The organism is Paenibacillus sp. lzh-N1 (assembly GCF_002872435.1).
GTDB classification, from domain to species: domain Bacteria; phylum Bacillota; class Bacilli; order Paenibacillales; family Paenibacillaceae; genus Paenibacillus; species Paenibacillus polymyxa_C.
Map to the genome: position 1 here is coordinate 2,297,135 of NZ_CP025696.1, position 26,294 is coordinate 2,323,428.

Genomic DNA, 26,294 nt, shown 5'->3' on the forward strand with positions numbered 1-26,294 from the left:
TGAAGAAAGAAGGAGCAAGAATGGAGACAAAAAACCCTTTTTTATCCGTCGTCATTCCTATGTACAATGAAGGCTCACACCTCGAACGTTCTCTTAAGGTGATTGATGGGGTGCTGTCTGTTGTCACCTCACGTTATGAGCTCATTATTGTAGATGATGGTTCCAAAGATGATACATGGCTCAAGTTGTCCGAATTGTCCCGTCGTATGCCCTCTTTGCTCGCACTCCGGCTGAGTCGGAATTTTGGTAAGGAGCTGGCGTTGTGCGCAGGTTTGGAAAATGCTTCTGGCGATGCGATCATTGTCATGGACGGTGATTTGCAGCATCCTCCTGAAATGATCGGGGAAATGGTGCGTTTGTGGCAGAACGAAGGTTATGATTTAGTTGAATGTGTGAAAGAATTTCGGGGAGAAGAGTCTGTAGGCAAAAAGCTCGGAGCTTCTTTGTTCTACGCGACTTTGAATCGCTTGACGGGCTTTAATCTCAAAGATGCCTCCGATTATAAGCTGCTGGATCGACGAGTGGTGGATGCCTGGATGGCGATGCCAGAGCGTATGCCGTTTTTTCGCGGGATGACCGCCTGGCTCGGTTTTCGTAAAACCCAGATTACATTCCGGGTGGCTCCACGAGAAGAGGGTCCAAGCCGCTGGAGTCCGTTAGGGCTGTTTCGATTGGCCGCGGAAGCGATCGTTTCGTTCTCGACGGTACCTTTGCGGGTAGTGAGTTTAATGGGTCTCATTTTCATGCTGATTTCGGTCGTGTTGGGGATTCAAACCTTAATGCACAAAATAACGGGTGACGCTGTGACCGGGTTTACCACTGTCATTTTACTGCTTTTGATTATCGGCAGTGTACTCATGCTGTCGATTGGAGTGGTAGGAGAATATATTGCCGCCATATATCACGAAGTCAAAGCCAGACCCCGTTATCTAATTGCAGACAAACGGGCGAATGCTGACCGATTGTGGGTGGATAGGGAGTTTAATCAACATGATCAGACGTTCGTATCTAAAGTATCCAATCATTAAATATGGTATTGTCGGACTGCTGGGTACAGGCATTCACGTCGGTGTGCTTGTGCTGCTGGTGGAGCTGTTTGCAATACCTGCAGTAACGGCTACTACCATAGGTTTTATCGTTACGCTGCTCGTTTCGTATGTGCTGAATCGTAACTGGACGTTCGAGCCTACCGGCGAAGGAAGCCGCACTCAGTTTCTTAAATATTTATTGGTCTGTACCTGCGGCTTGCTCCTGAATGCCGCTCTGATGTACGTAACCATTCACTGGATTGGTTGGTCGTATCTGATCGGTGAAGTCTTAACTACCATCATCGTGCCAGTTCATAATTATATCTGGAACCGCTATTGGATCTTCTCCGTTCCGCAACAGCGTCAGAAAGAGGTTTCATGATCGTAAGGAAACATGGAAAGTTGTTGTCATTGTTTGCTTGTATTGCTGCTCTAGAATTAGCCGTGGGTGTTTATTTTGCATGGCATCTTGGCTATATGCATACCGATGCGCTCAGTCGAGTAGCTAATGCATTTTATGTACTCTATAGTCGTGACCCACATTTGGGTGCTATTGGGTTTGTGTGGAATCCGCTACCGAGTTTGATGGAACTCATTGTGCTGTTGTTCTATCCTTTGTTTCCCGCACTCGCTTCCCATGGGCTGGCAGCAGTGATTGTGAGCAGCCTGTTTGCTGGGGCGAGTGCAGCATTATTGTACGGGACGGGAAAAGAACTAGGGCTTCACGGTGCAACCAGTTTGCTGATTGCGCTGTTATTTTCACTGAATCCGTTTATGTTTCTGTTTGGCTTCAACGGCTTGAGTGACTCGCCATATATCTTTTTTATACTGCTGACAGTGAGTCGATTCTGTATGTGGCTTAAGGATCGCAAGGCGGCGAATTTGATCGTATCCGGTTTTGCGCTTGCATTGGCATTTTGGGTTCGCTACGAAGCAGTTCCCCTGGGGGTTGCGCTGGCTTTGGGCGTATTACTGACGATTTTTTCTCTGCATCGGTGGCGTACAAACAGAGAGAGCGTTAGAACGCAATTGTCTTTAAAAGAGCGCCTGTACAAGGTAGAAGCGACATGGCTTCTATTGTTGCTGCCGCTTGTCTTTTCCGGTTTGCTGTGGCTCTTTTTTAACTGGATTATCATGGGCGACCCGCTTTACTTTTTACGTTCGCAGTATTCCAATTCCACACAATCAGCGGCTTTGCTGGAGGATCAGCGCTTTGTGGAAATGTTTGCTCATCCTGTGCTGATGCTAAAGTTTGTCGGGCAACGAACCTTATGGTATGCGGCTCCGTTAATTGCCATTTTGCTTATACGCCTATTGGACAAACGTCTGTGGAGTTGGAGCACGTTAACGCTGCTGGCTATCTTTTTATCGGTACCCGGGCTTCAGCTTTTACTGATGCTTAAGCATTCTTCGTTTGGCTGGTTCCGATATTTTATGTATGTATTCCCAATTACGGTTGCTTGGCTGCCGTATGAGCTTAGTCTGTTGAAGGGGAAAATGCGGGGGATCGGAATCTCACTGGTAACGGCAGGGATGTTGGTAACAGCAGGCTTGTTATCCTACGCACTGACGAACCCCGCAATTGCGGCGGATGAGCATAGCTATCTGACGCATAGTGGCAATGAAAGCTATACTCGGCAAATTGTTGAACGGAAAATAGGGTCATGGCTGGATGAACATTATGGTTCATCTCTCATTTTGACTGATTCTTATACGGCCTATCCGATCATTTTGAGCAGTAAAATTCCGAAGAAGTTTATGATAACGAGTGATTATGATTTTGGAAAATCTTTAACGGATCTGCCCGCCTCCAAGGTGGATTATGTTTTGGTTACGCGCTTGGTAGAAGGGGTACCGCTGGATCAGGTGAACCGGAACTATCCTGATTTGTTTGAAAAGGGGGCGCCATGGGCCTCGTTGGTGCATGACTTTGACGGGGAGTGGCGATTGTACAAGATAGAGCATGAAGAACTGCAATAATTTTATTGTATGTTAGTGCATCGTAGCGGAGGAAAGGATACAGCTGTCGGGCGTAATTTCCCTACAGCTGCACCGCCGCAAGAAGTTTGAGGGGGAACGAGAGGAATGTCCTTTCGAAAAATGTCTGCAAGCAGATGGATGGCTATAGGTCTGTTTGTGTTTATACTTGCATTGGAGCTGTCTGCTGGCATCTATTTTAGCTATGTTCTGGGATATATGCACACAGACGCGCTCAGTCGCGTAGCTAACGCATTTTATGTGCTGTACAGCCGTGACCCGCATTTGGGCGCCATCGGATTTATCTGGAATCCACTACCCAGTCTTCTGGAAATGGTAATTCTATTGCTGTATCCAATCTTTCCGGCATTAGCCTCCTATGGATTGGCTGCTGTTATTCTGAGTGCTACCTTTTCTGCTTTGACCGCAATGCTGCTATATCGGGCAGGTGTCAGAACAGGGCTTAGCTCTAGGATGAGCTTGCTGCTGGCTTTGTTGTATGCACTGAATCCGTTTATTTTACTGTTTGGTGCCAACGGTCTGAGCGATTCGTTATACATATATTTTATTATGATGACAGTGATTGAATTTGCGCTGTGGCTCAAGGACCGCATGACGGCAAGTCTGATTGTTTCTGGATTAGCGCTTGCCATGGCGTTCTGGACTCGTTATGAAGCGGTGCCTCTAGGCGTGGCAATGGCTGTTGGCGTAGTCTTGGCGATCTTATTTCTTCATCGCAACTTGGGTAGACGCGAGCTGGCCCTGCGGGAAAAACTGCATAAAGTCGAGGCAACCTGGTTACTTCTTTTGCTTCCTGTGGTCTTTTCCGGGCTGTTGTGGATTTTCTTTAACTATCTCATTATGGGGAATGCCTTTTATTTCCTGAATTCAGAGTATTCGAACACGGCCCAATCGGCAGAGTTGCTGAATGATGATAAATTTGTAGAAATTTTCTCCAATCCACTGGTAGCCTTGAAGTTTATTGCTTCCAAAACCATCTGGTACTCTGTACCATTGTTTGCTATTCTGTTCATCCGTCTGTTGAGTGGACGCTTATTCCGGTGGGGAACCCTGATTATTTTGTTATTGTTCCTGTCTGTGCCCGGCTTGCAATTTTTACTTATGATGAGACAATCCTCGTACGGGTGGTTTCGTTACTTTATGTATGTATTCCCAATTACCGTAGCCTGGTTGCCTTATGAGTTGAGCCAGCTTCAGGGACGATGGCGGAGGGCGGCCTTTGGTCTAGTGTCCGTCAGTCTGCTACTTACCGCTGGATTACTCTCCTATGCGTTGACTCGCCCGGATATTGCACCGGATGAGAATAGCTTTCTCACACGCACGGGGAATATAAACTATGTGAGACAGGAATCAGATCGTAAGATTGCCGTTTGGCTGGATGAGCATCTGCCGAAGTCTACCATTATGACAGATTCGGCTTCAGCCTACACGATGATTGTCTACAGCCAATATCCCAAACGTTTTCTGATCACCAGTGATTATGCGTTCAATAAGGCATTAAGTTATCCGCAGGAGAATCATGTGGACTATATCCTTGTACCTAAGATTATGTCAGGCATGCCGCTGAGTAAGATTAATATGGTATATCCGAATTTATATGAACATGGTGCCCCATGGATTCAGCTTGAACGTGAGTTTAACGGCGAGTGGCGCCTGTATAAAGTACTGCCTAAGTCATTAACTAAAGAATCTCCATCGACAGAGACAAAGACAAATCCCTGATGGGTATAACAACAATCCCCGGAGCTTAATTCCTTCGCATGGTGCGATGAGAAAGGCTTCGGGGATTTTTTTGCCTGTTTTAGTGTCCTTTAAGCGGTAGCCACGCCAGTACGTCCTGGATTTTAGCGTCCCAATATCCCCATTCATGAGCTCCAGGACCTTCTTCGTAGGTCAGCGGAACTCCAAGAGAGGTGCATGTTTCACGAAAAGTCTGATTCCCCTTATATAAGAAATCCTCTGTACCGCAGCATTGATAGAGTTGGGGGAGTGAGGTCCCCGCGGTGGCATGACGTTGTAGCAGCTCCAGCAAGTCGTGATCTGTTCCGCGTATTTCATCTGGTCCAAAAATGTTAAGCCATTCCGCTGGACTCATAGCATTTTGCTTAGGATCGGTGCGTGATGCATGTAAATCCATGACCCCCGAAAGACTGGCAGCGGCTGCAAAGCGCTCTGGATGCTGAAGTGCCAGTTTGAAGGCGCCGTAACCACCCATAGAAAGCCCGGCTACAAAATTGTCTTCACGCTTGTCGGACAGAGGAAAAAATGAACGTGCCAAAGCTGGCAATTCTTCACTGATAAAAGTCCAATAAGCCGCTCCTTGCTCCATATTTGTATAGAAACTCCGGTGTACCTGAGGCATGACGACCGCTAGGCCCATGGAGGCGACGTAGCGTTCAATGGAGGTTCGACGCAGCCAGGTTGAATCATCGTCTGACAGGCCATGCAGTAAATACAGCGTCGGATGTGGCCCTGTTCCTTGCTTGCCCTCCATTCCAATCTGTGAGCGGGTTGCCTGCGGAAGAATAACATTCATGGATGTGCTTAGACCAAGAACTTCCGAGTAAAACTGACATTGAATAAGTGCCATAAGAAAACCTCTTTTCCTTGGGGGTATGACCTCATTGACCTGTTCCAGCATACAACTGATTATTCATCCAGTATACAGTGACCTGTCCAAATATACATATCCAAGTGAATGGCTAGGTATTAAGTCCTGTTTCTTTTTTATCCTACATTAGGAGGGGGTATGGTTATATGGGACGATTTTTTTAATTTAGGGGTTATTTGGGTTTGATTTCTGGTAAAGTGTTTAAAAAAGATTGATGAATCCAATCTGAGGGAGGAATTTATAGCATGGGGAAAAAGTTAAGGAACACAATTACAGGTGTACTGAGCACAGGTCTTATTCTTAGCGCATTCAGCGCAGCGGCAGCTGCTCCTCAAACTACAAGTGGCCATTGGGCAGGAGATCAGGTGCAACGCTGGTCAGCTACAGGGCAATTGAATGGAGCGGTAAAACCGGATGCGGCGATCACACGCGCAGAATTTATCGTTCTTCTGAACCGCAGCTTGGGAACGTTCACGCAGGAACTTCCAGCAGTGACAGACGTAACGTATGCAGGTGGTGTGAAGGTAAACGGTAATGGAAGCAGAACGTTCACAGATGTTCCGGCATCCCACTGGGCATACAACGAACTGACAAGTGCCGTAAATGCAGGCTACATAAGCGGCTATGCAGATAACAAGCTCAAACCAAATGGTAAGGTAACTCGTCAGGAAGCAGCTGCGATCATTGGCAAAGCTATCGGACTGACTGCAGGTAACGCAGCAGATGTTACTAAATTCATTGACTCCAACAAAATCGGATCTTGGGCGAAGAAAAGTGTAGCGGCAGCTGCGGAGCAAAAAATCATCAACGGATATCCGGATGGTAAATTCCAGCCGCTGAAGCCGTTGACTCGTGCAGAGGCGGTTGCTATTCTGGATGCTGCATCCGGTTACAACCTGAGCTCTGTCGATAATCTGACGACGACTCCTGGTGGAACGGTAACGAATTCCACGTACGGTAACGTGACAGATTCCACTTACGGTAATACGTCGATTACCTCTGGAACTGAAACAGAAGATAGCAGCACAAGTACTAGCACAGATAGCACGACTGCGACTACTACAGACAACTCTACAACAACAGATACAAGTACTGATACCAACACAACTACGGATACGACTACAGACAGCAATGCAGACACTTCCGCTGACGCGAATGCTACTTCGAGTACACTGAAAGTCAACGATGTGCATGATGGTGAAGGTACAATTACAGGAACAGCAAAAGCTGGTTCCACAGTAACTGCCTATTCCAATGATCTGCCTATCGGCAGTGCAGTAGCCAAAGATGACGGCACATTTAGTATCAGTGTGCTTACTCAAAAAGCGACAGTTAGACTGGTGATCAAAGCTAAAGATACAGACGGCCATGAAAGTGAGCCTGTAGAAATTTCGGTTTTGAGTAAACGCAGCGAGTAATTTAGAAACAAAAAAACCCCTTTCACTCTGTCTGGAACCAATCCAGCCAGTAGTGAAGGGGGATTTTTTCGTTTATTCGCTTATGCCATCTTCCACAATAGGTTTCTCCAGTTCGCGTGTTTGTGGCTCAGACGATGTGCTACCGCCATAACTAGCTATAATGCGCTGCTGCGCTCGGTACGTATCGCGACTGATTCGGGTGCGCTCGACGGGTTTTCCATCCACCTTTTTTATTCGAAATGTCTCTACCACATACCCTTCTTTGCCCTGTCGAATGACTTGATAGAAGCCGGGGGATAGGGAGTCATTACGTATTCTTTTTACCGGTATAGGGAGTACGCGAACGGTGTGAGATTCAAGTTCATATGAAATATTGGATGGGAATGTACCAAAAATTTTGATAGTAAGCGTTCGATTTTGGACCACAGCGCGAAGGAGTAAATGTTTGCCGGTATTATTTCTAAAACGAAAATTAATGGACCCTGTAGCAAAAGTCGCATCCTGACCTTTGGGCAAGTAGCTGACTGGCAAGGAATGGTTGCGGCGTTCGACAATGTCCAAGCCGACTCGCAGCGCTGCATTATACACCGTGCTGGATACCTGACAAATCCCACCGCCAATGCCGGACTCCAGCCGTCCGTTCACGATCACTGGAGCCTCACGAAAGCCATGGGTGCGCTCAGCCTTGGCAATCACCTGGCCGTAGTCGAATATGTCACCCGGTTTGAGAATTAAACCATCGACGGTGCTTGCCGCTGAATTAACGTTATACACACGTCCTTCCGAACTGCTGCCGAGACTGGTGGAAAACTGGGTGATTTTTCGCTCTATACCTTCGCTGCGCAGACTGTCGACTGTAATTTTCGGCTCCAGCTGGTAGAACGGTAATTCCACCCGGATCGGCTCCTCAGAAGCCGTAAAATCCTTGGGGAGTGCCTGGTTCATTACGACGTCCAGTTTGGGCCAATCCAGGCGCCGGGCAGAGCGCTCCGGAATATAACGAACCTGATCGTTTGCATCGATCTGACGCACCGCATTGACAGGCATGCCGTATCGTTGCTCCTCCCAATCAGCTCCAAATTTGGATTTCAAGATCTTCTCTTGCTGGAAAGGTGTGATAGACCATTCCTTCTCGAATCTAAAACGTGTCTGTACGCGAGTCCATAGATGCTTCGCGCTTAGTGCCTTCACCGCATTTCGGAATGCATCCGCTTTATAACTAATCCCTGCTTCCGCGAGTGTTAGCTTTATATCCTGTGCACTGCTGTCACTGTCCGTGAGGAGCAGAGGACGCTGCTTCAATGCATCCAGTTTTTTCTCCACCAGCCGAAGAGCGTCCGTTTTATACATACCGCCTACGTTGACTCCTCCGACTCGCACTCCCTCTGGTAGCGTTTGTCTGTCGGCGTACAGATGAAGTCCTCCCCACAGCACGGCCAGCGCCAGAACACCAGACCATATCCAAATGACAGATAAATGAATTTTTTTCATAATGCAGATGTCTCCTGTCTGATAAGCTTGATAGCGTTTCGTGTGCCACAATATTCATATATATGTGCCAAAAGCAGAAAACTTTCGGTACTATTTAGGTAACAAATTTGTTACAATGATAAACGGTATGATGAAATACAGAAGTTTTTAAAGGAAATGCATGGAATATGTCGAATGGATACTAGGTTATACGTAATATGATTAAGCAGCGGGAAGTGATCGAGTGATTGAAATGCAGGATGTGTGGAAGACCTATACGAACGGGACCCACGCACTTCAAGGAGTATCGGTCAGAATTGACCGTAATGAATTCGTATACGTAGTCGGCCCGTCTGGAGCGGGTAAATCGACTTTTATGAAGCTTATTTATAGAGAAGAAGTACCGACCAAGGGACAAATTTCAGTCAATGGTTTTAATATCGGGAAACTCAAGCAGCGCAAAATTCCCTACGTTCGTCGTAACATCGGAGTCATTTTTCAGGATTTCCGGCTTTTGCCGCGTTTGACAGCCTATGAGAATGTGGCATTTGCTATGGAAGTTATAGAGGCTCCCAAGAAGCTGATCCGCAAGCGGGTTCCAGAAGTGCTCGAATTGGTTGGCTTGAAAGAAAAAATGAATCGTGAGCCTGCCCAGCTTTCTGGTGGGGAGCAACAGCGTGTAGCGATTGCACGGGCCATCGTGAACAATCCCTCGGTCATCATTGCTGATGAACCAACGGGGAATCTGGACCCCGAAACATCGTGGGAGATCATGCAACTGCTGGATGAAATTAATTTTCGGGGCACGACCATTGTGATGGCGACACACAATAAGGACATCGTGAACTCCATGCGTAAACGCGTCATTGCGATCGAAAATGGCAATATCGTAAGAGACCAGGTAAGAGGGGAGTACGGATATGACTTTTAATACCTTCTTGCGTCATATGCGGGAAGGTTTCAAAAACATATTCCGCAATGGCTGGATGTCCGTAGCATCCGTCACCTCAATTATTGTGTCACTGCTCATATTGGGCGTTTTTATCATGCTGGTGCTTAACGTCAACTCCTTGGCTGATCAAGCAGATAGCCAGGTGGAAGTTAACGTGTTTCTGGAGCTCAATGTCGATCAGAGCATGCGTGAAACGCTGCAAAAAGAAATCGCGGCAATGCCGGAAATCAGCAAAACGACCTTTGTGACGAAAGCTCAAGGTTTGGAGGAGCTGCGCAAAGATTTGGGAGACAGTGGCAAGGATCTGCTAGAGGGCTTTGACAAGGACAGCAATCCACTGCCGGACAAAATCGTGGTAGAGGTTATTGAACCAACGACGGTTCCATTTGTGGCTGAGAAAATTGAGAAGCTGAATACATTACATCCCGAAAAACCGATTTTAAAGGTTCGTTACGGAAAAGGCACTGTAGAGACGCTCTTTACTATTACCAAGCTGATCCGCAATGTTGGCTTTATATTTGTCGCCGGACTGGCGATCATGTCTATGTTCTTAATTTCGAATACCATTCGAGTAACGATATTGGCACGACGCAGAGAAATCAGCATTATGAAGCTGGTCGGTGCGACCAACTTTTTCATACGATGGCCGTTTTTTATCGAAGGCGCGCTTATTGGTCTTATTGGTTCTCTTATTACTGTAGGAATTTTATTTACAGGCTATCAGCGTTTGCTGACAGCCGTTCAAGGAGATATCGCTCTCAATATGTTGAAGCTTATGCCGCTTGAAGGCATTTGGATTCAGCTGAGTGCATTGCTGGTTATTTTGGGGATGCTGGTCGGAATTGTTGGCAGTACCCTGTCCATGCGCAAGTTCTTGAAAGTCTAAGAAGCATTTGGTGGAACGTCGTGGTCGATTTAATAGAACGGGGAAGCCCGGTGTTATTTTGCGATAAAGGATGGGGAGTGCAAGTTGAAAAAAATAGGATCTGTGTTGGCTGCTACGTTGGTAGCTGCATTGCTAATCCAGCCTTCTGACGGATATGCCAAAAGCGTAAGTGAAATCAATTCGCAACTGAACCAATTAGAAAAGCAAGCCAAATCTGCGAAGCAACAGCAGCAAAAGGCTGCTCAAGATAAACAGTATGCTCAGCATTATAAAAATAAAACCGTGCAAAACCTGAAAACGGTACTTGCTCAAATTAACAGCGTCAGTGATCAACTGACTCGTGTAGCGGTTCAGATCGATCAAACGGAAGATAATCTGCGTGCGACTAAAAAAGATTTAGCCGAAGCGATTGATCGCATCAATTCGCGGGAAAAAATGCTGGAAACTCGAGTGCGTCTCATGTATACGGATGGAACGGTATCCTATATGGACGTGCTTATGTCCTCAACCAGCTTTAGTGATTTTCTCAGCCGGGTGGATTCTCTGAAAACGATCGTGGAGCAGGACCAAATTCTGTTGGACGAGCATAAAAAGGACAAGGCTCTGGTCGTTAGCAAGAAGAAGCAGCTCGACACGGAATATAAAAATGCCAAGAAGTTGTATGCACTCAAGCAGGACGCCAAAGCTCAACTGAATTTGAAGGAAAAAGAGAAGCAAAGACTGATTGCCAACTACGATCATGATATTGCTGAATCCGATGAAATCAGTGAAGAGCAAAACGATATGCTGGTAGCCCTCGCGAACAAACGTGTGGCGCTGGTGCAGGAGAAGAACAAGCTCAGAGCGGAGCAGGCTGCCAAAGCAGCACGCGCTAGAGCGGCTGCACGTGCAGCTGCAGCTAAGCGATATGCATCTTCATCCTCAGGCGCCGCCTCGAATTCCAGTCATACGGCAGCCAGTACGTATACAGGCGGATCAGGTACTTTGGCTACGCCTGTAGCCCATTACCGACTCTCATCTACTTTTGGCATGCGGGTACATCCGATAACCGGCAAGCTTAAAGGCCATACAGGTATTGATCTGGCGGCTCCGCAGGGAACCGATATTCATGCAGCTGAAGATGGTGTTGTTATTGTTGCTGAATGGTGGAGCGGGTATGGGAACACGGTTGTCATTGATCACGGAGACGGACTATGGACTTTATACGGACATATTCGCAACGGTGGTACGGTAGTTCATACGGGGCAAACGGTGAAACGTGGTCAAAAAATTGCGGAAGTGGGTTCGACGGGGAATTCCACAGGACCTCACTGTCATTTTGAAGTGCGCGAGAATAACAAACCTGTAAATCCGATGAACTATTTATAATAGATAAGGTAAGCCCTATTTGTAACCAATCCGGTTGTAGATAGGGTTTTGCTTTAATGGTTCATATCCAATGAAGAACATGTGCATTGAAACACAGAGTAGGATACAATTAACATATTCCGTACAAGCTAGACGTATACTTCGTGAATGGATGCGTTGTGAGGAAATAGGATACAAGATAAAGAGAAGGCGGTGGACGATTAGATGTTGAAAAAAAGTACAGCGGTACTCTTGATGGTGATCGGGCTGCTTGGCGGCAGTCTGCTCACTTTTGCTTATACTGGAACAACCACAGTTGGGAACAGCGCTCTGGGCGAAGGACTGCTGGCGAGTGTGACAGGAAGTAGTTCCTCCTCCAGAAGTGATATCCGCAAAATTGAGACAGCGATGGACTTAATCCAGGGACAGTATTATCAGGATGTGGACCGCACCAAGCTGGTGGATGGCGCCATTAATGGGATGATGGAGTCGCTTGGCGACCCGTATTCCTCTTATATGGGTAAAGAAACTGCACAGCAGTTCGAGCAATCCATAGAAGGTTCTTTTACTGGGATTGGAGCCGAAGTAGCGGCTGAAAACGGGAAAGTAGTCGTAGTCACACCAATTAAAGGCTCTCCGGCTGAAAAGGCGGGTCTACGCGCTAAGGATATTATATTGTCTGTTAACGGTGAAACACTGGACGGATTGGATCTGAACAAGGCCGTTTCCAAAATTCGTGGACCAAAGGGCAGTCAGGCAAAAGTCAAAATTCAGCGTAACGGTTCTCCGGATCCACTTGAATACACGATTACCCGTGACAACATTGATATGGAAACTGTAACGGCTCATATGGAAGGCGACGGTGTAGGTGTCATTACGATCACCCAGTTCTCCTTAAATACGGCAGAACGCTTCAAGGAAGAGTTAGCCAAGCTGGAAAAACAAGGGCTTAAAGGACTCGTCATTGACGTGCGTAATAACCCGGGTGGAGTGCTTTCTGTCGTTATTAATATTGCAGAGCAATTTGTACCTTCCGGCAAAACGATTGTACAAGTTGAAGATAAAAATCAGAAACGTGAGGAAGAAAAATCCAAAGGTTCGCGCAAAAATTATCCGGTGACTTTGCTCATGAACAAAGGTAGCGCAAGTGCGTCCGAAATTCTGGCAGGTGCTCTCCAGCAATCCGCTGGCGCAGTGTTGATCGGGGAAAACTCCTTTGGTAAAGGTACTGTACAAACCAGCTATGACAAGCAAATGGGTGACGGTAGCCTGCTCAAAATCACGATTGCCAAGTGGCTAACGCCAAACGGAACATGGATTCATAAAAAAGGGATTAAGCCGGATATCGCGGTGGATCAGCCTGAATACTTCACGGCAGCGCCGCTGAGCAAGGAAAAATCCTTGAAATACAATATGAATAGCAGTGATGTAAAAAATGCACAAATCATTCTGCAAGGCTTGGGCTACAAACCAGGTCGTGAGGACGGCTATTTTGACAAAGTGACTGAAAGTTCTGTTATGGCTTTCCAAAAAGAGGCGAAGCTGACGACTAACGGCATCATTGATGCCAAGACAGCAGCAGCAATGGAAGCCAAGCTGATTGAAAAAATTCGCGATCCGAAAAATGATAATCAACTCAAGCAGGGGATTGAAGAGATTCGGAAGGAAATGAAGACAAGCGCAGCGAAATAATAGTGAGGCTACAACAAGGGGGCTGGAAACAGCCTCCTTTGTTATTGGGATTTATTTGCAGTCTGTCGGTTTGTCTTCCCTACGTTGGCAATTTCATATAGAATAAATGGATATGAAATGTACGTGATCCGCTATATAGCGGGCCAGGGGCATAAGGAGTGTGAATGGACTTGGAATGGGCATTACAATGGGGATGGAGCGTCTTGAATGCTTGCTTGTATCTGCTTTTGCAGCCGTTTTATTATATCTCGATACTCATTGTCGCGCTTGGCTATCGTCGGCAAATGCTACTAGAGCGCAAGCTATTTCATACTAGAATTCATAGCTGGGCTGCAGAGACCTGGCGTGTCGTATGGAGCGGCTTGCTTGCCGGGATGGCACTATCCGCTCTAGGAATGTTCGTCAGCGTGCATCTGAACCCGACTTCCATCGTGTGCCTGTGGATAGCCACATTATTGCTCATGCTGGTACGCGTCCGCTACCTGTGTCTTGCTTATTCGGTAGGTCTGCTAGGTGTAGTTCAATTTTTTCTAAACGTAGCCAGTGGCTGGCAGCCTGGGGGAGCGCTCGGGACATCGGTAGCAGCTATCCGCGGATTGGATATTCCAGCACTCTTAGTGCTCGTTGCTGTGCTGCATGTGGCTGAAGCGCTGTTGGTTCGCTGGCAAGGAGGAAAGGCAGCTATGCCACTGTTTGTTGAGGGCAAACGGGGGAGATTGGTCGGTGGCTATCGTATGGAAGATCTCTGGCCCATTCCGTTGCTGTTGCTGGTACCTGCTCAGGGAGGATTCATGCTTCCCTGGACACCTTTGTTCGGCGGCGATGCCGGAACGGGGTATATGCTAGCAGCTCTGCCAGTCCTGATGGGCTTTAGCAGTGTGACGCTCGGCCAGCTACCACGACAGAAGGCAGTACTCACTTCGAACCGATTGCTCCTGTACAGTGTGGCTTTGCTTCTGCTAAGCCTGTTAGCGGCCTGGTGGAGTCCGCTAATCTTGCTGGCAGCGTTATTTTCCTTCCTGGCCCATGAAGCGCTGATTTGGTACGGAAATATAGAGGAAAGCCGTCTTAGCCCGATGTTTGTACATCCAGAGCAAGGGATGCGTGTTCTCGCTGTGCTGCCAGATAGCCCGGCGACAGCCATGGGCATACTACCAGGCGAGGCCATTTATCGTGTGAATGGCATGGTTGTGAACAGCCGTGCCGAGCTGCACCAGGCCTTGCGGATCAACTCTGCTTTTTGTAAGCTGGAGGTACGCAATCTGCAAGGTGAGAGCAAGTTTGTACAGCGAGGCATGTACGATGGCGATCATCACCAGCTAGGGGTTGTTCTTGCACCGGATGAACACGCAGGCTGGGCCGTATCCATACAACCGGCCTCCATCTACCGAATTGTGGCCATGCACATAGGCGCACGACGACGTAAAGCGGAACAAGCATCCAAGGCAGAGAGTACGCATTTGGACACCATGGACCAATAGATATTACAACAAGAGGGTAGTCATTATTTGATTAGAATCGAATAAGGCTATCCTCTTTTGTATATGGCGACAGTAGCCTGCTTGAAATCAATATTCTCATCGGTATACAATGAATATGTAATGGAAACCTTTGATGAACCGAATGCCTATCATGTGTGTCAAGCAGGGAGAGGAAAAGATGAACGCGATTCACTTTATTCGAGAGTACATCAGGCACCCACGCAGCGTAGGCGCTGTTATACCCAGTTCAAGACAGCTGGCCAAGCAAATTGCCACACCGATTTACTTTGATAAAGCCTCATGCATTATTGAATATGGGGCAGGGACCGGTGTGTTTACGCAGGAGTTGATTTTGAACAAGCGTCCAGAAACGTTACTGTTAGTGATTGAAGCTAATGAATCGTTTTATAAAACATTACAAAGCAAATACGGACACTTGGAAAGGGTACACATTATTCATGGATCGGCCGAGCATGTAGCGCGGTATATGAAACAGTATCATGTCTCGAAGGTGGATTATATCGTATCGGGGCTCCCTTTTACCAGCTTACCCGCTGCGTTATCCAGCCTTATTTTGGGACAAACGGCCGAGGTACTAGGCCAGGAGGGCAAGTTTATTACGTTCCAGTACAGCAAGGTTAAGCACAATTTCTTCCGTACTTTTTTTGCAGATATCCAGATTAAAAAGGTAAACTATAATGTTCCGCCAGCCTATGTCTTCACTTGCAGCCTGTGACCCTTCAGCTATGTAGGAGATTAGAATAAATACGAATATCCATATGCGGATGATTATGAGAAGACTAGGTCAGCATCATTAAGATGTTGAAACGGTCTTTTTTGTTGCCTACTTTTATGGAAATATAAGAGAATGGATATGTTAAATAGCAAAATTGTTTTAAGGAATCATATTTTAAAATGGGGCTTAACCTATATATTACATAAGTTGGAACCTGTTAGATTTTTGTAGGATTCATAATAAATCTGAACTTTTGTTAAAGGAGATTTATATATGGTAAAACCGCTGATGTTCATGCGCTGGTGTGAGTATTATGGGTTAAGCGACCGTGAGACAGATTTTGTATCTTTTTTTATGATGAATTTTTCGGCTGCACGATCAGGCAATCAACCGAAACTTAAGGAACAATTTGTTGAGATTCAAAAACAAACCTTTCCAGAATACCCGTTTGATATTAGCCCGGAAGAACTGGATTATAACAAATTTGAAGAACTGATGAAACGAGTGTTGAACATTCATTTTGACACGGCTGAACTGCTGTACTCCTTCTATCTCCAAAAGCTGTGTGCACCTTTAGCAGAATACATTTTATCTACTGGAGATGCCGAGCCTGCACGAATTTACTATGAGCTTATTCAAAAGGATAAAGTACGGTAGAGATAAAAAAGCCCCTTGACTAAGGGGCTTTTTTCTATACTCAGGCTATAAAGTTATTTAATAAGTTAACTCTAGTCAATGTTCTGCTATATGGATATATGGAATAATCTAAGTATATGGACATTACGTCCCATAAATGGTTCGATATGAGGATTTGGTCGGTAGAACGTATAGCAAAGCTGTATTACAACATTTGAAGATCCGAGCAATTCTGAATTTCGGACGGAGAGGAGAGTGTAATCAACCGAATACCTGGAGCTTCGAGACGCTGTACCGGAAGATTAACTCGTTAGGAATCAGGAGCCTTAAAGCCTGATGGAGCGGCACTCGTATGGGGTGCTGCTCTTTTCAAATGTAAAGGAGGAAAGTGGTATGAGGGCGAAAAATAGTAGTAATCTTTTGTTCAAACGTTCCAAATGGCTGCCTGTCGTCATGGCATGCACAATGATAGTAGGAGGGGCTCTACCAGCTCCAACTGTAGTTCACGGTCAAACGGCAAAAACTATTACCATTAAAGTAGATACATCCAAGGATCGTAAGCCTATTAGTCCTTATATATACGGTACGAATCAGGATTTGGCAGGCGATGAAAATATGGCTGCCAGACGACTTGGTGGCAATCGAATGACCGGATACAACTGGGAAAACAATATGTCCAATGCAGGAAGTGACTGGCAGCAATCCAGCGATAACTTTTTATGTAATAACGGTGGCCTGACAGGAGCAGAATGCGAAAAACCGGGAGCGGTGACGACTTCGTTTCATGATCAATCGCTGAAGCTAGGCGCTTATTCTTTAGTTACGTTGCCGATGGCCGGCTACGTGGCCAAGGATGGAAACGGCAGTGTGCAGGAAAGCGAAAAAGCCCCTTCCGCTCGTTGGAATCAGGTCGTAAACGCCAAAAATGCACCGTTTCAGCTACAGCCTGATCTGAATGACAATCGGGTCTATGCGGATGAGTTCGTCCATTTTTTAGTGAACAAGTATGGCGCTGCTTCAACAAAGACGGGTGTGAAAGGATATGCACTCGACAATGAACCCGCTCTCTGGTCGCATACACATCCGCGTATTCATGGCGAAAAGGTTGGGGCGAAAGAGTTGGTAGACCGGTCAGTAAGCTTATCCAAAGCTGTGAAGGCGGTTGACGCGGGTGCAGAAATTTTTGGGCCGGTTCTTTACGGTTTTGGCGCTTATAAAGATCTGCAAACCGCACCTGATTGGGACTCTGTAAAAGGCAGCTATAGCTGGTTTGTGGACTATTACCTGGATCAAATGCGCCTCAGTTCGCAAGCCGAAGGCAAGAGATTGCTGGATGTCTTCGATGTGCACTGGTATCCCGAAGCGATGGGCGGAGGCATACGAATTACGAATGAGGTAGGCAATGACGAAACGAAGAAAGCCAGAATGCAGGCACCTCGTACTTTGTGGGACCCGACCTATAAGGAAGATAGCTGGATCGCCCAATGGAACAGCGAATTTTTGCCTATACTGCCTCGATTGAAGCAGTCGGTGGATAAATATTATCCAGGAACCAAGCTGGCAATGACCGAGTATAGCTATGGCGGCGAAAATGATATTTCCGGCGGGATCGCGATGACCGATGTGCTCGGCATTTTAGGCAAAAATGATGTCTATATGGCAAACTACTGGAAGTTACAGGATGGTGCCAACAACTACGTTAGTGCCGCTTACAAGCTTTACCGCAATTATGACGGAAAAAGCTCTACTTTTGGTAACACCAGTGTTAGTGCGCAAACGTCGGATATTGTCAACAGCTCAGTGCATGCTTCCATATCGAATGCATCCGACAAGGAACTGCACCTCGTAGTCATGAATAAAAGCATAGACAGCGCATTCGACGCCCAATTTGATCTTTCTGGCGAGACGACTTACGGCTCCGGTAAAGTATGGGGCTTCGATAAAACTAGCTCGCAAATTAAAGAAGCAGCGCCAATCACGCAAATTTCAGGCAACCGTTTTACTTATACCGTACCGCCTTTGACGGCTTATCATATCGTGCTGACTGCCGGTAAAGATACGTCTGTGCCACCAGTGGAAAATCCTGAGGGCTTTAAGCTGAAAGCAGAGGCAGGCGATGGGCAAGTCCATTTGTCCTGGGACGCTTCCAACGGAGTTGTGGGCTACAGTGTACAGCGGGCAACGGATGAAAACGGTCCTTTTACTACTGTAGCAGCCAGCTTAATCGAAACGTCTTATACGGATACTAACCTAACGAACGGCTCTTCATACTATTACAAAGTAACCGCCAAGACAAATAAGGGAACGAGCGAATCTAATGTTTTGAAAGCGGTTCCGGAGGTGTCTGTAAACGATCCGGTTCGCTATGAAGCTGAAGACGGCACGCTGAAGGGAACCATTGTAGAATCCAGTGGAACTGGCTACTCCGGTACTGGTTATGTAACGAATTTTCACAATGCAGGGGATTCTCTAACGATGACGATCCAGGCTCCCACGGCAGGTCTGTACAATCTTACAATCGGCTATCGTTCTCCTCATGATGACAAACGCACGAATTTCTCATTAAACGGCAAAGCGTTTGGAGAACTGGTGCTCGGGAAAACGGCTGATTTCAAAGAAACTTCCGGAGGCAAGCTTCTGTTGAATGCAGGCGCGAATACGATCGGTTTTGAAACAGGCTGGGGCTGGTATGATATCGACTACGTCAGGCTGGAGCCTGCTGCTGATCGCCCACCCCATGCGGTAACCAAAACGCTCACTAATCCGAATGCGACGGTAGAAGCAAAAGCATTGATGAACTACCTGGTTGATCAATACGGGAAGAATATGCTCTCTGGTCAAGAGGAAATAAATGAAATTGATTGGCTTCAAGCTAATGTAGGTAAAAAGCCGGCGATTGCAGCGCTTGATCTGATCGACTATTCGCCAAGCAGAGCGGAGCATGGTCTTAGTTCTACAGAGGCGGAAAAGGCGATTGCATGGGATAAGCAAGGGGGCATCGTTACCTTTGCATGGCACTGGAACGCGCCGAAAGGTCTGATCGATACGCAGGGAAAAGAATGGTGGAGAGGCTTCTATGCCGATTCGACCACATTCGATATAGAATATGCGATGAGCCATCCAGAGTCCGAGGATTATAAATTACTTATTCGCGATATCGATGTGATCGCAGCGCAATTGAAGAAGCTGCAGGATGCGAAAGTTCCTGTCCTGTTCCGTCCTTTGCACGAAGCAGAAGGCAAATGGTTCTGGTGGGGCGCCAAAGGTCCTGAGCCTGTTAAAAAATTGTATATTTTAATGCACGACCGATTGACGAATGTGCACAAATTGAACAATCTGATATGGGTATGGAATTCTGTTGCTCCGGACTGGTATCCTGGAGACGAATATGTGGATATTTTGAGCTTTGACTCTTATCCGCAAGCAGGTGATTACAGCCCGCAAATTGCAAAATACGAAGACCTTGTTACATTGGGCAAGGACAAAAAGTTAGTTGCCATGAGCGAAAACGGACCGATCCCAGACCCTGATCTAATGAAGGCGTATCAAGCCCATTGGAGCTGGTTCGCTACATGGTATGGGGATTTCCTGAGAGACGGTAAACAAAACAGCCTCGAGCATCTGAAAAAAGTGTATAATCATCCGAACGTTATTACGCTTGATGAGCTTCCAACGAACTTAAAAACGTATGGCATTACCGAACAGCCGTCAGTACCGGGCAGCTTCACGCTGAACGCCGCGGGCGAAACGGCGAAAGTATCGCTAAGCTGGACAGCATCGGCGAATGCAAAAAGCTATGAAGTGAAGCGTTCGACGGCTGAAAACGGCGCGTTCGCAACTGTAGTGAGCGATGTATACGGCAGTAGCTACACCGACACAGCTGTAACGGCAGACACGACGTACTACTACCAAGTCGTAGCGAAGAACGATGCAGGACAGACCCTGTCGAACACGGCCAGCGCAGCGCCAAAAGCGGATACTCAGCAGCCAACAACAGGACTGCTGCTCCAGTATCGCACAGCGGATACCAAGGTGAACGACAATCACCTGAATCCGCACTTCCAAATTGTAAACAAAGGGACAGCCTCCGTACCGCTCAACGAGTTGAAAATTCGTTACTACTACACGATCGACGGTGACCGTGAGCAGACTTTCAACTGCGACTATGCGGCGCTGAGCTGCTCGAAGCTGAACGGTAGACTGGTTAAAATGGAGAAGCCTACGACCGGTGTCGATTATTATTTGGAAGTCGGCTTTAACTCAGACGCAGGCGTGTTAGCACCTGGAGGAAGCACGGGCGAAATCCAAACCCGTATTCACAAAACAGACTGGTCGAATTACAACGAAAGTGACGATTACTCCTATAAAGGCACACAAACCTCATATGCCGATCATATGAAAGCTACCTTGTATCATAACGGTGTACTTGTTTGGGGAACTGAACCGACAGCTAATTAAATGATATAAATACAATCGCTGAAATGAGCAGGGGGATTTAGTATCCTATCTGCTCATTTTTCATACGAGAAAACTCATATATGATTATTTTGTAAAAAATGAAATGATATGTTTATTTCTATTTTTTTTGTAACACATCAAGAATTAGAATGGAATTAATTAGAAGGAAGGAGATGAAAAAAATGAAATAACTCGTATTTTGATAATGTCTACTGTCTACAATTGCTTGGGAGTCTAATGTTTAATCAGTACAAATACTTAAAGAGGAGAAATGACAAATGAAAAGAGCGATCTTAGCACTATCAATTTCTGCGTTAGCTTTATCTTTAGGGGGAGTAGCTTCGGCTTCACCAGTAAGTTCAACGGCATCAGCTGTAACCCCAGCAAAAGTTACGGTAACTTTTGAACTTGCAAAAGGAGAAAAAGCGCCCATTACAAAGCAGGATACTCCTCCACTTCGTTTAGGAATAGGTAGCACGTATAAAATGGATGGTTCTAACTGGATGATTTTGTATGGAAGTGATGTTGTCGAACTTCATGGAAATAAAGCTAAGATGATTGGCTATGGTACAGCTCAGGTTGAAGCCTTTAAATCTAATGGAGACAAACTTGGAGTTTATACTTTTAAGGTTGAAAGATAGTATTTATATGCAGTGAAGGAGGTGAAGTACGCTTCACTTCCTTCACTTATTTTTATTATCATGGATTAATCGGGTAAGTAATCTCCAGATCAGGGAAATACTCTATTTTCGGATTTCCATCTTTGTCTAGTTCAAATTTACTCTTATCATCCTTTTTTAAGATAGTTTTGTAGACCTTTATAGTAATTGCTTTGGGGAGAGAGGTGAAAGGTTCAAAACGTGAATCACTTATCAGAACGTTTCCATCCGTAGCACTCCAACCGTTGTTGCTTATAAAATTTAGTTGCTTTCCTTTGTCATCGTAAATTTCATAACTCAAAAAAGGAAGTGACGAAGAAATTTTTAAATTGTCAGGTAGCTTTATGCGAGTTGTGATGCTGGTTGTAATCGGCGTGAGCTCAATCTTTTCCAGAGTATAGTCGATGTTTTGGTACTTTCGTTTAAGAGATGGCGTAAAAGTCAGGTTATTTTTTGTGTTTTTTTCCACTGGAATTTCTATTTTGAAGGGCTGCTTGATACCAGAGACAGGCATGGAAATTGTTAAATCAAACTTATCTGGGAAAGATTTACCCCCTTGGTTGCGTAAATCTGAAAACTGTATAATTGTTGAGTTTTTATTTTTCCCAGGTATCATATATGGGTCAATAGAGTTAGTAGTGTTTGCAGGCGCATAAGAAGAGTTGATTTCTTTTCCATTAATAAAAAATATTAAGTCATCAAGTAATAAGGGTAATTCAGTGTTTAAAAATCTTTTGTCAGTGGTTTGTCGTTCTAAGGCAATGGATACACGTGTTCCATCAAACATGACCTCTGGTACGCTGAGAGTCAGGCCATCGTGAGTATCACTAAGATTTGGCTTTGATACTAGCCCTTTTTCGTCTGCTGTTTGTAAACCAAGATCACCAGCAAGCTGGAATATAGAATCTATACCTGGGATTTGTTTCAAGGACGCAGCCATTGTTGGTGAAATAAATCCAGTACTAACGACAAGTGCAAACGCTACTACAAGTGCAGCGGAGGTTCCGAGAAAGGTATTGCGAACCCTTTTCGAACGGGAGTTAGAGCGTTTATAGTGTCTTGTTTTCATTGTATTATAGCGTTCCATAGTTCTATCAATTAAATCCACTTGGAAAGGGGTATTTCGAATAAGCTTTTGTAAGTGCTCAATTTCTTTATCTTCCGGGTTTAAATGAGTGCTCAATTTGTTTTCCTCCCTTTTCATTGTAGTTGATTAGCTTTTTACGGAGTCGCTCATATCTTTTTCGGATCGTGGACGATTTTAGCCCCATAATTGTAGCAATCTCTTCGTAGTTGTAATCCTCAAGCGAACGTAATAATAAAATCTGGCGATCTTTTAATGTTAGCTGATCCAGTAACTCGTGGATTAAATTTGTATATTCGTATATTGGCTGTTGCTTTAGGTTCAGTTTGTACTGAATGAAGGATTTGAATGATCTAGCCTTTCTTTTTAATAAGTCAGTACAGTGGTTTTGAGCGATTTTATAAAGCCAAGCTGAAAAAGAGACAGTAGGTACAAAATGATGTATATGTTCTAGCCCTCTAATGAATATTTCTTGAGCAGCATCTTCCGCTTCTTCCCGATTTTTAAGTAAATAGTAGCAGTATAAAAAGATCTGTTGTTGATAACGCCGTATGATATGTGTGTACGCTTGTTTGTCGCCTGCTTGGACCTGCTCTATGACAAGATTGATATCTGCATTTTGATTATTTGTATTTAGCTTTTCCATTAACGTCCCTCCCTTCTGCCTATATAACTGAAAAAGATATGCATTTGTGACATTCAAATAAAAAAACTTGAAGTTTGCTTTTAATGCTTCTCCACATGCACCTCATTCAGCTTTCAATTATCACGGAATTCGTAAAAAAAAGGCTTCCTTCTAAGGCATCATAAAATAAAATGACTTTATAGACCATATATTTCACTATTTTAATTATTTTGTAATGAAATGAAGTTCTTACGAGCGAAATCACATGTTAAGTATGACTTACGATATATCTGCACTATATTGAGGGGGATTGAAATGGAACATACACCTACGATCCGCTCGACGATAGAGACCGAACTAAAGCAAAGGGGATACACATTTAGCAGCTTTAGTAAAATATCTGGTATTAATCGTGGTACATTTAGCACCATGCTGAACAGTAACCCACCCAAGCCAATCTCCGTTCGGCAGATGGACTTGATTACTAAGGCATTAGGATATCCAGAAGGCTGGCTGTATGAGCTGTACATAGATGAATGCTTTCACGAGGGGAAAGGGCACTGGAAACGGATCAAACCTTTTTTATTGCGTTGTGTAGAGTTGGGGAGGAAGGAGTGTATTCAAAGGGTTTTGTCGAGACTAACGGAGGACTTGTCCTATGTGTCGACGGTATTTGAGTTTGCAGAAGAACTGCATGAAGGTGGGAAGGAAAACGAAGCTGTCCCTTTTTACGAGTGTGTGATAGAGAACGAAAGGTATCATCATTCCGAGCGGTTGGCTATTAGTCAATACAGATTGTTTCGCATACAATTAGGTACCAATGCAGAAGAGAATTTAAAACTAACTACTTTATTTTCTCCTTTTCTAGATCGTTTACCTGAAGCTTATCAGTTGGATGCTTTATTGCAAATGGCTAATATTTATTCTTCTTTGCACAAGTGGAATCAAACCATTTTTTGTAGCCAGAAATTGCTGGAACTCACAAAACGTATATACGAATATAGGGTGGCTCAAGATAATATAAATCATGAAGATATAGAGCCATATTCCAGTGAACGATCATTAGTAGTGTATTATGGACAAGCGTTATTGATGCAAGCATTCTCATTACAAAAGCAAGAATTATATCAGGAGGCTAAAAAAATTGTCTTGAGATACGCAGATTTAAGTTGGTTCAAAGGTTTGGATGAGGTAGGCCAAAGAGAAGTTGAGAAATTAAAAATGTATGCAACAGCTAATGGGTATGTACTGGATTTATTAATGGGGGATAAAAGTAATTTAGAAAAGTATATTTTACTACTGGAAGAGAATGAGAAAGAGATATTACCAGGGATTCTCACATTATTAGAGGTGGCTAATAAGCAATCTTTTAATATAGACAATATATTAAAGCGTTTTAGTGGTTACATTCAAAAGTTCTCTGAAAATGAAGATGCATTATATATGGATGATTATTGTAATTTTAATTTGCAATTAGCCATCTATCAATTTAATTTTAACGATTATACGGCTGGAATAAACACGATTCTTAAAAATATAAAACTGGCTACAGTGGTGAATAATTCAAGTGTATTTGCACAATCTATTATATTGTTTGAGAAGTACAAAAATTTTGCTACAGAGTGTCAGTATAATGAACTTACAATTCATAAAGAGAATTTTGGGAAGGACTTTAATTTTGCGTTTTAAGCCAACGATCAAGGAAGTATGAAGTCGATTTTGAGCTAACAGTATTATTTGAAAATGAGGTGTTAACATGGAACACACACCTACGATCCGCTCGACGATAGAGACCGAACTAAAGCAAAGGGGATATACATTTAGCAGCTTTAGTAAAATATCTGGTATTAACCGTGGTACATTTAGCACCATGCTGAACAGTAACCCACCCAAGCCAATCTCTGTTCGACAGATGGACTTGATTACTAAGGCATTGGGATATCCCGAAGGCTGGCTGTATGAGTTGTACATAGATGAATGCTTTCACGAGGGAAAAGGGCACTGGAAACGGATCAAACCTTTTTTATTGCGTTGTGTAGAGTTGGGGAGGAAGGAGTGTATTCAAAGGGTATTGTCGAGACTAACGGAGGACTTGTCCTATGTGTCGACAGTATTTGAGTTTGCAGAAGAATTGCACGAAGGTGGGAAGGAAAACGAAGCTGTCCCTTTTTACGAGTGTGTGATAGAAAATGAAAGATATTACCACGCCGAGCGGCTGGCTATTAGTCAATACAGATTGTTTTGTAACTCTCTGAATACTGACTTGGATAATAATCGTCAAGCAGCTATAAAGTTTGCTCCGTTTCGAAGAAACCTTCCCGATAATTACCAATTAGATGCATTATTAAAATTGGCTAATGCCTATTTTCAACTTGATGATTGTGAGACGGTTATACAGTATGCTGAAGAACTAAGAGTACTAGCTACGAATATCTATCAACAGCAGGTCAGAGAAAAATTGAAGAGTCGTGAAGTTAAGCCACTAAACACAGAAAGGCGTCTAATCGTGTATTATGGTCAATCCTTTTTATTGAAAGGAAATGCCTACGAGAAACAAGGGTTATATCAAAAGGCCCTGGATTTTATTCCTTATTACGCAGAGTTAACTGGTTTTGAAGGGCTTGACGATATAGGGAGGATAGAGGCGGAAAAATTTAAAATGTGGGCGAAAGCAAACAAGTTAAGTCTCGAAATTCTAATGGGGAAAATGGATAGTTTACCAGCCTATGTTGAGCTTCTTAGAAATAATCCACAAGAGATATTACACGGGTTATTGGCAATTGTTGAGTCAGCTAATGCCTACAATTATCCAATAGATGAAATCTTAATTCTCTTTGCTGATAAAATTGATAAATTCAAAGAATTAAATACCAATATTTCTTATTATCATACGAATTATAATCTGATCACCTATTCTCGTTTTTTTCTTGAGCTTAGTCGTTATTATTTCAATACAGGAGCTTATTTGAAAGCCATGGATGCTATGTTGAAAAGCTTCAAAGCATCTTCTCAATTGAATGATAAAGCCTACTATATCAAGTCTATAACACTATTATTTGAGAAGTATAAAGATCATTCCACGAACGGACAACGGGAGGAATATGAAAAATTGCTTGAAGAAGTACAGCATAATGTAAACCAGATGATTCCTTAAATCACAAAAAGGCTAGGTACTTTCTTACTTTTTAAGTAGAAAAGTACCTAGCCTTTTTA

The 26,294-nt window shown here is 44.6% G+C and carries 20 protein-coding genes; 16 read left to right on the top strand and 4 right to left on the bottom strand.

Going from position 1 to position 26,294, the window contains the following annotated elements; all coding sequences use genetic code 11:
* Positions 1-20 precede the first annotated feature (20 nt).
* The 4 genes from C0638_RS10425 (at position 21) to C0638_RS10440 (ending at position 4,748) form a co-directional block, all read left to right on the top strand.
* Entirely contained in the window at positions 21-1,028 is a 1,008-nt protein-coding gene (locus tag C0638_RS10425) for a glycosyltransferase family 2 protein (protein WP_017427078.1), read from the top strand.
* Positions 991-1,410, top strand: coding sequence for a GtrA family protein (locus tag C0638_RS10430; protein WP_013373353.1), 420 nt, complete (start codon positions 991-993; stop codon positions 1,408-1,410). The genes C0638_RS10425 and C0638_RS10430 overlap by 38 nt, the downstream gene beginning before the upstream one ends.
* The gene (locus C0638_RS10435) at positions 1,407-3,008 is read left to right on the top strand and encodes an ArnT family glycosyltransferase (protein WP_058710912.1); all 1,602 of its coding nucleotides are present in this window, start codon (positions 1,407-1,409) and stop codon (positions 3,006-3,008) included. The genes C0638_RS10430 and C0638_RS10435 overlap by 4 nt, the downstream gene beginning before the upstream one ends.
* Positions 3,009-3,113: 105 nt before the next feature.
* Positions 3,114-4,748, top strand: a complete 1,635-nt coding sequence (locus C0638_RS10440; protein WP_058710913.1) for a glycosyltransferase family 39 protein — start codon at positions 3,114-3,116, stop codon at positions 4,746-4,748.
* Between the two features lie 79 nt (positions 4,749-4,827).
* Here C0638_RS10440 and C0638_RS10445 read toward each other — a convergent pair whose 3' ends face one another.
* The gene (locus C0638_RS10445; protein WP_058710914.1) at positions 4,828-5,616 is read right to left on the bottom strand and encodes an alpha/beta hydrolase; all 789 of its coding nucleotides are present in this window, start codon (positions 5,614-5,616) and stop codon (positions 4,828-4,830) included.
* A 266-nt stretch (positions 5,617-5,882) separates the two neighbouring features.
* Here C0638_RS10445 and C0638_RS10450 point away from each other — a divergent pair, with 266 nt between their 5' ends.
* Positions 5,883-7,055 (top strand): S-layer homology domain-containing protein, encoded by a 1,173-nt coding sequence (locus C0638_RS10450; RefSeq protein ID WP_058710915.1) that lies wholly within the window; start codon positions 5,883-5,885, stop codon positions 7,053-7,055.
* Positions 7,056-7,127: 72 nt separating this feature from the next.
* Here the strand turns inward: C0638_RS10450 and C0638_RS10455 are convergent, their stop codons facing one another.
* Positions 7,128-8,546, bottom strand: coding sequence for a VanW family protein (locus C0638_RS10455; protein WP_058710916.1), 1,419 nt, complete (start codon positions 8,544-8,546; stop codon positions 7,128-7,130).
* A 223-nt stretch (positions 8,547-8,769) separates the two neighbouring features.
* On the opposite strand from C0638_RS10455, the gene ftsE reads away from it, so the two are divergent.
* From ftsE to C0638_RS10500, 9 genes are all read left to right on the top strand, one after another.
* The gene (ftsE, locus tag C0638_RS10460; RefSeq protein WP_007432660.1) at positions 8,770-9,456 is read left to right on the top strand and encodes a cell division ATP-binding protein FtsE; all 687 of its coding nucleotides are present in this window, start codon (positions 8,770-8,772) and stop codon (positions 9,454-9,456) included.
* Positions 9,446-10,363, top strand: a complete 918-nt coding sequence (gene ftsX / locus C0638_RS10465) for a permease-like cell division protein FtsX (RefSeq protein WP_013373346.1) — start codon at positions 9,446-9,448, stop codon at positions 10,361-10,363. The genes ftsE and ftsX overlap by 11 nt, the downstream gene beginning before the upstream one ends.
* An 84-nt stretch (positions 10,364-10,447) precedes the next feature.
* A complete protein-coding gene (locus C0638_RS10470) occupies positions 10,448-11,731 on the top strand; it encodes a murein hydrolase activator EnvC family protein (RefSeq protein ID WP_058710917.1) in 1,284 nt (427 codons plus the stop codon).
* Positions 11,732-11,935: 204 nt separating this feature from the next.
* Positions 11,936-13,402, top strand: coding sequence for a S41 family peptidase (locus tag C0638_RS10475; RefSeq protein ID WP_016324785.1), 1,467 nt, complete (start codon positions 11,936-11,938; stop codon positions 13,400-13,402).
* A gap of 164 nt (positions 13,403-13,566) precedes the next feature.
* Positions 13,567-14,883, top strand: a complete 1,317-nt coding sequence (locus C0638_RS10480; protein ID WP_058710918.1) for a PDZ domain-containing protein — start codon at positions 13,567-13,569, stop codon at positions 14,881-14,883.
* Between the two features lie 178 nt (positions 14,884-15,061).
* Entirely contained in the window at positions 15,062-15,619 is a 558-nt protein-coding gene (locus C0638_RS10485; protein WP_016324784.1) for a class I SAM-dependent methyltransferase, read from the top strand.
* A 273-nt stretch (positions 15,620-15,892) separates the two neighbouring features.
* The gene (locus C0638_RS10490; RefSeq protein WP_016324783.1) at positions 15,893-16,276 is read left to right on the top strand and encodes a hypothetical protein; all 384 of its coding nucleotides are present in this window, start codon (positions 15,893-15,895) and stop codon (positions 16,274-16,276) included.
* 372 nt (positions 16,277-16,648) lie between these two features.
* Positions 16,649-20,713, top strand: coding sequence for a glycosyl hydrolase (locus C0638_RS10495; protein WP_058712038.1), 4,065 nt, complete (start codon positions 16,649-16,651; stop codon positions 20,711-20,713).
* 278 nt (positions 20,714-20,991) lie between these two features.
* Complete coding sequence (locus C0638_RS10500) at positions 20,992-21,354, top strand: BLB8/JUQZ-1 family protein (RefSeq protein WP_058712037.1); 363 nt, start codon at positions 20,992-20,994, stop codon at positions 21,352-21,354.
* A 58-nt stretch (positions 21,355-21,412) separates the two neighbouring features.
* On the opposite strand, the gene C0638_RS10505 is transcribed toward C0638_RS10500, so the two are convergent.
* On the bottom strand, positions 21,413-22,555 hold the full coding sequence (locus tag C0638_RS10505) for a DUF4179 domain-containing protein (RefSeq protein WP_058712036.1): 1,143 nt from the start codon (positions 22,553-22,555) through the stop codon (positions 21,413-21,415).
* Positions 22,527-23,102, bottom strand: a complete 576-nt coding sequence (locus tag C0638_RS10510) for an RNA polymerase sigma factor (RefSeq protein WP_058712035.1) — start codon at positions 23,100-23,102, stop codon at positions 22,527-22,529. Before C0638_RS10510 ends, C0638_RS10505 begins: the two co-directional genes overlap by 29 nt.
* Positions 23,103-23,396: 294 nt before the next feature.
* Here C0638_RS10510 and C0638_RS10515 point away from each other — a divergent pair, with 294 nt between their 5' ends.
* Together C0638_RS10515 and C0638_RS10520 are read left to right on the top strand one after the other, a co-directional pair.
* A complete protein-coding gene (locus C0638_RS10515; RefSeq protein ID WP_102163471.1) occupies positions 23,397-24,770 on the top strand; it encodes a helix-turn-helix domain-containing protein in 1,374 nt (457 codons plus the stop codon).
* 67 nt (positions 24,771-24,837) lie between these two features.
* A complete protein-coding gene (locus C0638_RS10520; protein ID WP_058712034.1) occupies positions 24,838-26,235 on the top strand; it encodes a helix-turn-helix domain-containing protein in 1,398 nt (465 codons plus the stop codon).
* Positions 26,236-26,294 lie beyond the last annotated feature (59 nt).

What these genes read in the sequence shown, in the direction of transcription:
- C0638_RS10440 (WP_058710913.1), top strand. Translation starts at nt 3,114, where the DNA reads ATGTCCTTTCGAAAAATGTCTGCAAGCAGATGGATGGCTATAGGTCTG.
- C0638_RS10445 (WP_058710914.1), bottom strand. Translation starts at nt 5,616, where the DNA reads ATGGCACTTATTCAATGTCAGTTTTACTCGGAAGTTCTTGGTCTAAGC.
- C0638_RS10435 (WP_058710912.1), top strand. Translation starts at nt 1,407, where the DNA reads ATGATCGTAAGGAAACATGGAAAGTTGTTGTCATTGTTTGCTTGTATT.
- C0638_RS10480 (WP_058710918.1), top strand. Translation starts at nt 13,567, where the DNA reads ATGGACTTGGAATGGGCATTACAATGGGGATGGAGCGTCTTGAATGCT.
- C0638_RS10475 (WP_016324785.1), top strand. Translation starts at nt 11,936, where the DNA reads ATGTTGAAAAAAAGTACAGCGGTACTCTTGATGGTGATCGGGCTGCTT.
- C0638_RS10430 (WP_013373353.1), top strand. Translation starts at nt 991, where the DNA reads ATGATCAGACGTTCGTATCTAAAGTATCCAATCATTAAATATGGTATT.
- C0638_RS10520 (WP_058712034.1), top strand. Translation starts at nt 24,838, where the DNA reads ATGGAACACACACCTACGATCCGCTCGACGATAGAGACCGAACTAAAG.
- C0638_RS10485 (WP_016324784.1), top strand. Translation starts at nt 15,062, where the DNA reads ATGAACGCGATTCACTTTATTCGAGAGTACATCAGGCACCCACGCAGC.
- ftsX (WP_013373346.1), top strand. Translation starts at nt 9,446, where the DNA reads ATGACTTTTAATACCTTCTTGCGTCATATGCGGGAAGGTTTCAAAAAC.
- C0638_RS10450 (WP_058710915.1), top strand. Translation starts at nt 5,883, where the DNA reads ATGGGGAAAAAGTTAAGGAACACAATTACAGGTGTACTGAGCACAGGT.
- C0638_RS10510 (WP_058712035.1), bottom strand. Translation starts at nt 23,102, where the DNA reads ATGGAAAAGCTAAATACAAATAATCAAAATGCAGATATCAATCTTGTC.
- C0638_RS10515 (WP_102163471.1), top strand. Translation starts at nt 23,397, where the DNA reads ATGGAACATACACCTACGATCCGCTCGACGATAGAGACCGAACTAAAG.
- C0638_RS10500 (WP_058712037.1), top strand. Translation starts at nt 20,992, where the DNA reads ATGAAAAGAGCGATCTTAGCACTATCAATTTCTGCGTTAGCTTTATCT.
- C0638_RS10455 (WP_058710916.1), bottom strand. Translation starts at nt 8,546, where the DNA reads ATGAAAAAAATTCATTTATCTGTCATTTGGATATGGTCTGGTGTTCTG.
- C0638_RS10495 (WP_058712038.1), top strand. Translation starts at nt 16,649, where the DNA reads ATGAGGGCGAAAAATAGTAGTAATCTTTTGTTCAAACGTTCCAAATGG.
- C0638_RS10425 (WP_017427078.1), top strand. Translation starts at nt 21, where the DNA reads ATGGAGACAAAAAACCCTTTTTTATCCGTCGTCATTCCTATGTACAAT.
- C0638_RS10490 (WP_016324783.1), top strand. Translation starts at nt 15,893, where the DNA reads ATGGTAAAACCGCTGATGTTCATGCGCTGGTGTGAGTATTATGGGTTA.